This window comes from Wolbachia endosymbiont (group A) of Norellia spinipes (assembly GCF_964273535.1).
In genome coordinates this window covers 1,321,195-1,333,580 of the sequence record NZ_OZ187006.1, presented here as the reverse complement: position 1 = coordinate 1,333,580, position 12,386 = coordinate 1,321,195, and the positions used below count along the sequence as shown (strand labels likewise).

General features: G+C 35.6%; 6 protein-coding genes. 1 reads left to right on the top strand and 5 read right to left on the bottom strand.

Translation table 11 applies throughout. The features are described from left to right. Positions 1–44: 44 nt before the first annotated feature. From ACFZP3_RS06475 to ACFZP3_RS06455, 5 genes are read right to left on the bottom strand one after another with little or no spacing between them, the layout of a single operon-like run. The gene (locus ACFZP3_RS06475) at positions 45–3,038 is read right to left on the bottom strand and encodes a type IV secretion system protein (protein ID WP_386087079.1); all 2,994 of its coding nucleotides are present in this window, start codon (positions 3,036–3,038) and stop codon (positions 45–47) included. Further along, on the bottom strand, positions 3,035–5,434 hold the full coding sequence (locus ACFZP3_RS06470; protein WP_253309163.1) for a type IV secretion system protein: 2,400 nt from the start codon (positions 5,432–5,434) through the stop codon (positions 3,035–3,037). The genes ACFZP3_RS06475 and ACFZP3_RS06470 overlap by 4 nt, the downstream gene beginning before the upstream one ends. A gap of 33 nt (positions 5,435–5,467) precedes the next feature. Continuing rightward, the gene (locus tag ACFZP3_RS06465) at positions 5,468–8,020 is read right to left on the bottom strand and encodes a type IV secretion system protein (protein ID WP_386087078.1); all 2,553 of its coding nucleotides are present in this window, start codon (positions 8,018–8,020) and stop codon (positions 5,468–5,470) included. After that, the gene (locus tag ACFZP3_RS06460) at positions 8,013–10,418 is read right to left on the bottom strand and encodes a VirB4 family type IV secretion/conjugal transfer ATPase (RefSeq protein ID WP_386087125.1); all 2,406 of its coding nucleotides are present in this window, start codon (positions 10,416–10,418) and stop codon (positions 8,013–8,015) included. Before ACFZP3_RS06460 ends, ACFZP3_RS06465 begins: the two co-directional genes overlap by 8 nt. A gap of 9 nt (positions 10,419–10,427) precedes the next feature. Beyond that, positions 10,428–10,724, bottom strand: coding sequence for a type IV secretion system protein VirB3 (locus ACFZP3_RS06455; RefSeq protein WP_253307377.1), 297 nt, complete (start codon positions 10,722–10,724; stop codon positions 10,428–10,430). 116 nt (positions 10,725–10,840) lie between these two features. On the opposite strand from ACFZP3_RS06455, the gene ACFZP3_RS06450 reads away from it, so the two are divergent. Then, the gene (locus ACFZP3_RS06450) at positions 10,841–12,376 is read left to right on the top strand and encodes a lysine--tRNA ligase (protein ID WP_386087077.1); all 1,536 of its coding nucleotides are present in this window, start codon (positions 10,841–10,843) and stop codon (positions 12,374–12,376) included. The last annotated feature ends 10 nt before the right edge of the window (positions 12,377–12,386 follow it).

The window sequence follows — 12,386 nt, the reverse complement described above, 5'->3', positions numbered from 1 at the left end:
TAAAATATCTTTTTAATTAGTTACTCCATAACATCATTCATATCTTACTTCTCTCCATTTCCTTCCTTGTTTTTAGCTTTATCACTAGGATCACTTCTTATTGTTTCATCAGGATTTTTTTGCTGACCTGATTGTTTTGGTGCTTCAGGTTTAGAGCTCCCCCTCTCCTTTTTATCAGGACCTTCTTGCTTACCTGATTGTTCTGGTATTTCAGATTTAGGGCTCATGGAATTATCCTTCACGTCAACTTCCGTCCGATCTTTACCCACTTGTTGCCTAATGTTCTGTATCATACCTTGGGTGTTATTATCAAGGCCAACAGTTGACAGTATAGCTTGTGATGCGCTTGTGGCAACTTGACGAACACTGCCAGCAACTCCCCAACCAGAGCTGAATAGTGCTTGTGCCATAGTTTCTGATATAGTAACAAAAGCTTCCATTGCATTAGCAATAATTAAGTACATAAATGCTTGGATCAGATCTATGGGCAACGCTGCAAAGTGCCCACCAGCCCTTTCTCCGGTACTGAGTGCAACATCAACATTAGTGCCAGGACTGTATCCAAGAGGCAGTATTGATTTCATCAAGCACAGATCATACGATAAGAAATTTACGCTAATTAAACATTGATAGCATGCAGAAAAATTTGTGAGATTGTATAGAACTGAATACATCAACTGATTTAAAAGAGATAAAGATGAAAATAAAATAACTGGTTGTACTGCAACGTGAGCCAGCGTTTTTATCCAGTTATCAAACAAGGGTTTAGTCTGTTGAAATAAAATAAACACGATAAACAAAGGTGTTAATGACAGTAAAAACGCTACTAGAACAGTAGATATTACATATTTAAACGTAGCGCTAATAATGCATTTTAAAAACGCAAAAGTAGCGTAGAGTATTGCCAAAAATGCAATAAAGCCAAAAGGACCAGAGAGCATCAACGATAAAAACTTTAACCAAGTTTCTGCTGTGAATAATATTCCTGCTGTCAAGTCTAAGAATGCAAATTTTCTCCCCCCTTCCCCTATATAGCCAGAAAAGCTATCAACTAAATAAGTGCTACCATCTATAAAAAGTCTGGATAAAGTTGTACCAAAAAGTTCCCAGCTTCTATCGCTAAAGGCAAAAGCTATAAATGCTATCTTGAACATTCTTACAATGAAATCAAATTTACTTAGCTGTATTGTTCCAAGCATATAGCCAACGACAGTAAATATAACGTATAGAGTAAGCAAAGCTCTTACTCCTTGAAGAAGACCTCTTGCATATCCTTTGTATGAATCTTTAACGCTGTCACCAATTACTTCTTTTTTCATAAAACCAAATATCTTGTTTATATTTGATGAAATAAAATCATTAATTTTTCTTTTGACAAATAAAGTTACACTATACTTATTGTTTTCGTAATATTTGCCATTTTTGTCCGTAATGTCATCTCTCTCTACGTTGCTTACATCAATACCAAAATATATCTTCTTAGATTCTTCGTTCTGAAAGTGTTTTCCGCTTATTACATCTAATATAGTGTACTCATCTTTTCCGTCTACTCTTTCTCTCACTCCTACCACTTTGAAATCATTAGTTCCCACACCATGCAAATCTTTAGGTGGCTCATCACCCAAATACACATACAGTTTTTCGCCATTAATATATTCACATGATCTAGTCACTTTAACATGGTACCCACCCCTATTAGCTCCATAATGATCATAATCTGCAATGGCAAGCATCACACTGCTACCAGGTGTTACACTTCCTATTGGATAGTCATGATTTAATTTCAGAGAAAAATCTCCAAATTCATCTTTAATTTGTGAACACACATTATCCCCTTTTGCACCCCTTTCCTTTGGAAGACATTGAATACCTTTAGCAGTATCTTGATCACCAAGATCACCAATTTTTGCAACAAGAGCCTCAGCCCATGAGATATCTTCTTCAGTGTTTGATGTAAAATCAACGTTAATCTGCATGGTACCCCCTTTATTTTCTTCTATCCTCTTAAGCTTATCTTCAACTCCTTTAAGGTGAGAATACATGTCACATTTATTTCCTTTATCATATTTGCTATACCTTATAGAAGAGACACAGTTCCGTTCTTTGTCTTTATATGTATAATTCCATATACCCTTCTCGGTATAGCACACGTTCTGATAGTAACAATTAAGCTCATAAGAGCTGTACTTTTTCACCTCGTTAGAATCGCAGTTTTTTCCATCACATAATTCGTTCAATCCTATTTTAGCGCGGCGTAAATCGAGTAGCGAGCCATATATCCATGGTTCGTTGTCTTGAATATAACCTTTATTAAAATGTACCTTATTATCATATGGGGTGTAACCATTGCCAACTAGCACTTTGCTTTCCTTTGCTTTTGTTTTATCAAGAGGTAAAAATTGTATTTCATTTTTTGTACCATCTTTACCATCACAAAAAAACTCTCCCCCCTGATGTACTTCACTCACTGTAGCTTTCTTATATACAGTTTCCTTACGGTCATTTTCTACAGCTTTATAACAATTATCATCAAAATTGATGCCTTTCCCTTCTGGATTGTCATAATCAATTGTTATTTTTCTGGGAACTAAGCTAAAGCTTAACCTGTCACCAGGACTTACTTTTATTCCAGTGTCTACATAACGTCTATTGCTGCCAAATTCTTTACCGCCGCACAATTCGTTTTCATTTACGCCATAATTATTAGGCACATCGTTAATATTTGCAGCTTTACTATAATTTGGTTCTGAGCCATCAGCACAAAAGCTAGCTGGCACAAGTACTTTCCTTGGATTTTTGTCTTCTTTAAAAGGGCAAAAATTTACTGATCCATCGAGGGTGAATTTGATTTCCTCACCCTTGCTAATTATCTGACCAGAATCAACCCAATGAATTTTAACTCCTTCATCTGCTTTATGAACTGGAACATCCACATTAACGCTGGTGTTTCTGCTCTGCAACCCAGGCTCAACACACTCCATAGTACAACCAGTGATTGCAAGACACAGTATCAATAATAGTGATCTTTTACTTATCATTGCTGTCTTCCTGGTTGTGGTATCTGAGGCGTTGACCTTTGAGTCCCTTGTGGTATTTGAGGTCTTGACGCACCTGACTGTTGAAAAGTACCTCCTCCTCTTCTTTGAACGCTTTGTTCATCTAACCCTACTGTTCCCATTAAGCTTTGTTGATATTCTTTTCCAGGTTCGTTTTGCACATAAGCACCAAACAACGAGTCAGATATTGCCGAAGAAGCTTTAACTAAAGCTTTCATAGCGTGTCCCAAAATAACAAAAGCCATCATAGCGGTAATATTAGGTGTATATTTGGAAGCATAACCATAGAAGATACAAGGGTTAAAAATCTTTAGGTTAATACTAAGTATACACGTAGAGCAGACTTCAAAATCAAATACTGAATATATGATATAATCCATAACCTGACTTATCAGTGATATAAAAATTAAAAGCACTACTGGATGAATCGCAAATCTTGCTAAATTTTTAACCCAGTTGTGAAACATCTGCCTAGTATACGCAAATAAAAGACAAATAATAAAAATAGGTGCTAAAGAAAGCAATAACGCAACTATTGCTATAGATGTAATAAAAGAAAATAAGGCATTAAAAATAGATAAGCTCACTGTGATTAAACCCCAAATCACCAAGCAAAAAGATACAATGCCCAAAGGGCCAGAAAATATAAGAGATACTATTAACAATACTGAATGCGATGACAGAAATCTATTTAACGGCAAATCAAGAAACTCAAAAACATTTGAAGTAGTGCCTCTGAAATTTGCTATTTCTATTAACTGTTTTGGGGTGTTAATAAAAATAGAAAATGCATTGTTATAAAAAAAATTCCAACTGTTGTCCTGCAGCAGCTGGGTAATAACTCCTATCTTTACGCATATAATTAGAAACTCATATATAGAAATATGAGTTAATCCAAAAAAGTAGTAAAGGGTATATAAGATTATGTATAATACTAACAGCGATATTATCGTAGATCTAATGATATTTGTTTTGCTTGATTTTAGAAAACTTTCGTAAAGATGCTTTACAGGACTAGTATCAGAGTGAATCGCGTTGGAGTCTTTATAGCTGGAACCAAAAAATGCAGTTTTTACTTTTTCGTCAAAAAAATTATAGATTGCACTAAAAGTTCTTGTAGGTGGCTCTTTAGTTGTTAGGTTAATGCTAAACTGACCTTCATTTTTGTAATCGCAGCCATGGTCTCTTATTCCGTAATATATGGTGCCTGTTTTGTCTTTTAACTTTTCTTTTAAGCTTTCCATATATTGAACGTCATGAACTTGGCTAATATCCACAGATATATCCGCTTGGTCTTCACCAGGCTTATGGTCAGGGAATTTATCAGAAACACGTATATATAAGTTATTTTTTAGGCTATGGTTCTTTGTTACTCTTATGTTGAAACCACCTTTGTCATTTCTATCGTAGCAGTGCTCGTCATTTCTACTACATAAACTAAAAGTTAAACTTGGTGTTCGATGGTATTTTTCTATCTTATAATCACAGTTAGTACATATGCCACCTGTTGGAATGTATTCAAAATCTTCACCATCCATGTGAATTTTCAAAAGTGTAATGCCAGTTTTTATCTGTTTTTCTTTTAGTATTTTACTAATAGCTTCAACATCAGACCGGGATATCTCACCTTCTACACTATTGTATTCAATATATGCGCAACCTTTGTTTCCGCTGCCGGAAGGAAATTTACATATACGTCCGCAGAGTAAATTCAAAATGCGCGTATCTATTTCGCTTGCGCTGCTATCTGAAAGGCTCCTACAGTCTATATTTTCTCCTTGTTTTATAGAATTGATGATATTTTTAATCTTTTTTTCATCTTGATCTAACTTCGAAAACCAGTACTCTTTTCCATTCAACCATTGTGCATCGCCTATTATATATTTATTAGGACATATTCCATCTTGAATACTACCTTGACATTCTTCTTGATTTAAAACATGTGCAAAATGTTCCGTTTCTTGCTCGCTACACTTTTCATCGATTTTCACATACCTGATTTTTGTCTCACTCTCTTTATCTTTACACACTTTACTTCCAATAACACTAAAGCTTATCGTATCGTCTTTTTTAAGTGCAAATGGTAATGTAACGTCATTTCTCCCAGGCCTAATTGCAAAATCTGCATACTGCTTAGGACAAAAATTAACCTTACTAGGCACTATATTAATCTCTGTTACGCTTCTTATCCCATCTGAGATGTAAACACCAGAATCAACCCACTTCTGCTCTGTTGACACTATATCTAGTTTTTCACGCAAACCTGATAAATTTTCTGGCTTAATACAGTGATCCTCCCCGCATCCAGACAATAAAAAAAGTACCACAAAACTTATGCATAGCTTACCCAAGTTTTGGTTACTTAAACGTTTAAGCATCTGTTACTTACCTTAACTAGCATCACCGCCACCTTAGTTAATCTTTTCGCTGTAACCTTTACCACTATCTCCACCTCCTCCACCAGCACCACCTCTTGCCTTCTTGACAGCCGCAGCAGCAGCTTGACCAACACCTCCAGCAGCGGCTTTGACAGCAGATAAAGCTTTGCCCACCATTTGTCCAGGTGTACTACCAGAACCGAGTAATGCTCTATGGTTACCAGCAAGTTCAGCAGCCATGTTAGGAAGAATGTTTAAAAAGTGGTAAAAGAGGAATAACACTAGACACAACTTTAATAACTCTCCGATGAGAGAGCTGCCAAACTCCATGTATTTAAAGTATAATAGACCAAGTATGTTGCTCTTTTTAAAGCTATAATTTTGCATCATACATGCAAGAGTAGTTTCATTTTTATCACATTCACCATCCTTCAATTTGAACCACTGTTTTTTCTTACTATCTGAGGTTTCTGCTTGTTTCTTTTCATATAGCTTATCCGATTCAAATTTCAAATTTTTAAAATATATTTTATCACATGCTATGAACATAAAGGACAAAAACGCAAAAAGGATAACCGGGTATAAGCTATAGGTAATCAACTCTTTCACCCAGCCGTCAAAATATCCTTTGGTGTGTTGGAATAAAACCATAGGAATAAACAAAGGTGATAGAATAACAATTACACTTAAAGCAACTAGAGATAAAATAAATACATAGCACAGCCACAAAATAACCATCATCATCAGAACGGCCATAAATATACAGACAAGAGCTACTAAAATTTGTCCACCAGCGAAAATAATACCAATCACCGAACCTGCAACTAACAAGACAGGAGCAGCACCAAGCAAGACTGCTAACGTTGCAACACCTCCAGTACCAATTTTGCCACTAATTCCATCTAAAGGGGCACCTAAATAAAATAAAATTCTACAATCAAGCCTATCCCAAGGTGCAAGATAACTGTAAGATACCTTCTTTCCTTCACGAGTATATTCATAATCTGTACCTGCTTTATAATTACATATGCCTTTACTTTCAGATGACGCTTTTAGCACTATCTCTGACAAACCATTTGAGAGACGAGTTAATTCTCCATAATAATGAGACATGGTACTGCCTGTTGTGAAGTAAATCACTAAAGCGAATTTAATAATCAACATGTACATTTCTTGTGGGCTGCGAACTCCACCAGACATAGCTTTTATAGAGAACAGTATTAAAGCTAAAACCAAAACAGCAGTTACAGTGTTTTTCAACCTCTTTTGTGCTACAGATAAGAAACTGCCCTTGTTATGTCCATCTTTATCTTTAAGTGGGCTGCCACTTGAATCAATACCTGCAACTAAATTATCTAACGATTCCTTAATGCATTGCACTATCATAGAAGTGATGGGAATAGGAGCTAATGATTTACTTCCTGCCTGATTATAGCAAGCTTTAGAGACATACGAGCTAAAACAGCCAGCATTATCATAACCTACAAAAATTTTCCCCCCTTGTCCGTTGAGTCCTTTTTCTTTAGATCTGATAATAGTTTTATAGTCATCATTATTACCAATAGAAACTTTTTCCTCTCCTGTACCATCTTTATTTTTGAATGTCATCATAGATTTTTCACACATAGGAGCAAGTGGGTCAGGTGGCAATTCCGTGCACCCCATATCAACCCCTTGCGGCCAAGGAGTCATTTCGATACCAAGCATGCTCACACTTCCCAGCTCCACACACAACCTGCCCATTTTTCTTACTGCTTTAAATGTTGACCCATGTATGGTTTCGCTTTGCCCAGCTTTAAGAACTTTACATTTCAGCTCACCATCGACCGTCGGGGACCATGACCCATCTACATATCCAGTATCTTTTTCCCTTACATCAAAGTCTATGTATCCAGGTTTTTCTCTGGAATCAAAGTCTTTCTTGTTAAAAAGATTACCAAAAGTTAAAGGATTTCGATGACATATTTCTATATATTCACTGTATTGCACACCGTTTTTTGGCCAGTAATAACTTTCTGTACTCTCCTGAACGTTAGAATTTAAGGCTTCTTTTTCTGCTCTTTTCCCGTCATAGTCTTTTTTGTTCACGTCTTCCCGAGCTTTATCTTGCAAACAAGAAAAATATTCATCTTCTGTTTGGTAATTTTTATTGGTGCAGCCACTATAACCTGTGTCTTCTTTAAAATTTTTGTATTTTCCATCATGACCACGTGCAACTGGGTGTTTAACAAAACTATGTTCACAAACAACAAGCCCCCCTATTGCTTTCCAGACTCCAACAATTGCAGCTATCATTCCAACAATAACAAGAGCGGTAAACAAACCAGCAGAAGAGACGATTAAGACAATGCCAGTAAATATTGCGCCAACAGCAATCGCTATTCCAGCAAGTGCTGCAGCTGTTTTAAACGCCCCACAATCAGGATTAGAGGCACGACTGAAGCTGCCAGTGGAATTAAATCTGCTAACAAATTCTGTCTTGTCAGTACCACTTACTCCATCTGCAAGCACTGGATATGAGAGTAAAAAGTCTATATTTAGTAAAAATATCGCAATTAATAGCAATGACAGCTTAGTCTTAAACATTTTTTACCTTCTGATAAAATATAGGCAACCATACTTTTGGGTTGTCCCCAACTTCATTTAATATATCGTGTAACAATAGAACACTTTCTGCACGTCCGGATAATACGTTGATTATATCATCTAAGTCTTTTAAGTCTATTCTAGCTACCACAGCATTAACTCCTTGTTTCACCAAAAAGAATCTAGTACTCGGATCTGTGTGCTTAATTAATATATATTCACGTTCAGTTAACATAAAAACATCCCGATAGACACTAGTAGCTTTCAGATTTGGTAAAAAAATCTGTGTTGCTGTTTGTTGTACAAGCGTATCGCTAATAGCACTTTTACTTGCATCCTCAACACTCTGAGTAGCAAAAATCACAAAAGCATTTAGTTTTCTCAGTACCTTCAACCAGTCTTTTATCTTGGGTGCAAAAACTGGATTATCTATTAATGCCCATGCCTCATCAAGAACGATAATAGATGGAGTGCCATCAAGAGATATACTAATCCTATGAAATAAATAAATCAATACTGGTCCAAGGGCAACAGGATCTTTGAGCAAGCTAGCCATCTCAAAACCAAATACTCTTGCTCGTGAAAAATCTAGCAAATCTTCTTTATTGTCAAATATTGCAGCATGAGAACCATTATCATGCCACATAGATATTGCCCCAGCTAGAGTATCAGGACCTGCAAGTCCTAAAAACGGTACAAGGTTTCTCAAGAACCTGTCTTCTTTTCTTAATTTAAAATTTCCTTCAATTGCATCATTAATTCGTGCAATATCTTCTGAAGTAAATTTATCATTATATACCGAAATTAAAGACTTTATCCACTCCATTAAAAATGTTCTATTATCAGAGGTGTCATCAAGTTGCAAAGGATTAAAATTTGTTTTAGTTCTTGGTTCTATTACAGTATAGATACCACCAAGTGCTCTTAAGAAAATCTCTGCACCGCGATCTTTGTCAAAAAAGAATATCCTTGGAGAAAATTTTATCGCTTGAGCACATAAGAAATTCATTAAAACAGTTTTACCAGCACCAGTTGGGCCAATTATCATAGTGTGTCCAACATCCCTTATATGAAAGTTGAAAAAAAATGGAGTACCAGATGTCGTGTCGAAAACTGTAACGGCATCTCCCCAGTGGTTATTGAATTTATTACCATTAGGATAATTATGTTGAGATGCAAATCCAGCCAAATTAAGACTACTTATTGTAGCTTTTCTCACTATATAATCGAAATTACCAGGAATTTGCGCCCAAAATGCTGGTTCAAGGTTAACTCTCTCACGGACAGGGTAAACACCGCAATTAGAAAGCTCTGATTCTACCAACGACAGAGCGTTATCCAATGATTTAGGACTTTTTTCTATACATAAAATAGTCAGGTGATGTTGACCAAATGCAATCTTACCACTCATTGCGTCATCAAGCGCTTGAGAAATTTCTGCTATTTGAGAAATAGCTTTATCTGCAGACTGTATCATTCGATTTTGCTGTATCTGCATTTTTCCAATCGCCATTTGCCTGTTTATAAATTGAAAAGATTGCGTAATTATAAACTCGTAAGGAAGTTGTAAAAACGAATCAAGCATTCCTGCAGAAGTATGATTTCCATATTCTTTGATACTAACTACTCCAGCATATTTACTCTCATTATGAGTCACAACCTGTATCATCTTACGGCCAAAGAATAACCTATGTACTGGTAAGTATCTTGATATTTCAGTTCTTAGCGGAAAAAGCGTATTTGTAACGAAGCCACAATTTACGATTCTAGATAGAAACTCCATTATTTCGCAGAACAAACCATCTGGAGTTTCTTTTACTCCAAGAATTTTAGGCGAATAATTTCTAAGGCTTGTCACTACACGATTTGTCGTTTCCTCTAAATCTTCATACGTGGCACGCATATCACTTTCCCAAGCATGTTTTGAAGTTACATGTCCGAATTTTTTTAGTAGATATGACAAAAATTCTACTCCTTTTGTGTCTGCTCTACGGATAATCGTAATGTATAGGTCATTAATAAATGATTGCCTTGTTGCGTGTTTTTCTCTCCATTTTAGATTTACGTGATTAGCGAAAAAATTCGGCAAACCTTGACTTGCAAATTCATCAGAAAAAATATTTTTTTTACGTCTGATAGTATGAAAATACAAACTAAATGCCGGAGATGAAATGCTTCTGAGCATCTGATTCCTGATATTATTTTGTATTACTAAATCCTCGTCATCGGCGGTTTCAAATGCAAAGCCACTTAGTTTTATAACCTTAACCAACCAATTTTCTTTTGTCATCAAGGTTGTGCTATTCCAATAGCAAGAATAAGGAATAAATTCAGCAGCGTGAACTTCCCTGCTCAGAGTAGATTTACTCTTTGATTGAATAGCCCTAAACCTCAGCATCACACAACATTAAGCAATATCATAAGAATTGGCTCCATGATAAAAACGATTTAAACATTTCGAGCACTTTCCTAATTTTACCATAAATAATTCAATAAACAAAGGTTCTTTTGCAGAAGCTATATAGCCAAGTCCATGTATACCTGGTAACATTAAAAGAATCACTCTCAAATCATTTGAATTAATGAAAATTAGCAGGCAAATCAGGACGTTTAATATTGCAAACATATAACTCACACCAAAGAGCATTGCAGGTCTTGTAAGACCTTTAAATAATTGATCTGTTTGTATACTACCTGTGGACATATCTTTAACCTTCTAATAATAGCTCTAACACTAATACTATATCATTATATTAAAAATCCATTGAAACTAGTAGCACTTTAAGTTAAGATACATTGATTAATAATTTAACCCAGATAATGACAAGTTGGCCATTTCAAGAAGCAGAAAAAATATTGCAAGAGTTTCCTAATAAAAAAGAAATAATATTTGAAACTGGTTATGGACCCTCTGGTTTACCCCACATAGGAACCTTTGGAGAGGTTTTCCGCACTACAGTTGTTGTAAATGCATTAAAAAAAATAGCTCCTGGTATAAAAACCAAAATCATTGCAGTTTCAGATGATATGGATGGTTTGCGAAAAATACCAGATAATGTGCCAAATCAAGAGATGCTAAGGGAGCACTTAAATAAACCATTGACTATGATACCCGATCCATTTGGCACTCATGAGAGTTATGGTCATCACATGAATTCGTTGTTGTGTAAATTTCTTGATTTGTTTGAATTTGAATACGAATTTAGGAGTGCAACAGAGTGTTATAAATCTGGCGTTTACGATGAAAAACTTTTACTCCTGCTGAAAAATTATGATAAAGTGATGGACGTAATGCTTCCATCATTTCGGGAAGAAAGGCAGCAGACTTACAGTCCATTCTTGCCGATATGCCCAAAAACTTCCCAAGTTTTACAAGTTCCAGTAATTGAAACAAATACAGATAAAGGAACAATCACGTATGAAGACCCAAACGGGGAAAAAATAGAAGTTCCAGTGACAAAAGGAAAATGTAAACTGCAATGGAAACCTGATTGGGGAATGAGGTGGGCCGCATTTGGAGTAAATTATGAAGCTCACGGAAAAGATTTAACTCCATCTGCTGTGCTTTCAAGTCAAATATGTGAAATACTTGGAGAAAAGCCACCACTCCTGTTTTGCTACGAGCTTTTCCTTGATAAAGAAGGAAAGAAAATATCAAAATCAAGAGGAAATGGCATTTCGATTGAAGAGTGGCTAACTTACGCACCAACGGAGAGTTTATCACTGTATATTTTTCAGAGTCCTAAAAAAGCTAAACGTTTATATTTTGATGTGATACCAAAATCAACCGATGAGTATCTAGAGTTTGTAAGGTGCTATAATGAGAGTAAAGAAAAAGATATAAATAATCCTGCATGGCATATTCATCAAGGTGAAGTTCCCAGTATAGAAACTTCAGGTATAAATTTTACGCTACTTTTAAACCTAGCGGCGGCTTGTAACGCTGAAAACAAAGAGATTCTCTGGGGTTTTATATCCACTTATGCACCAAGCGTCACACCAGAAAATAATAAAATGCTTGATAGACTTTCAGACTTTGCAGTAAAGTATTACCACGATTTTATCAAACCAACAAAATCATATAAAACTCCAAATGCAAAAGAGAAAGAAGCGTTACTAGATTTGAAGGACACTTTACATTCTCTATCTACAACTGTTACTGCTGAAGAAATTCAATCTCAGGTATTTTCTATTGGAAAAAAATATGATTATACCAACTTACGTGACTGGTTTCAGCTATTATATGAAACGTTACTTGGCCAAAAACCCGGTCCAAGAATGGGATCTTTCATAAAGCTTTATGGAATAGATAATACGATTTCTCTCATAGAAAGCGCTACTAAATGTATACTGTAGAGTTTACCTT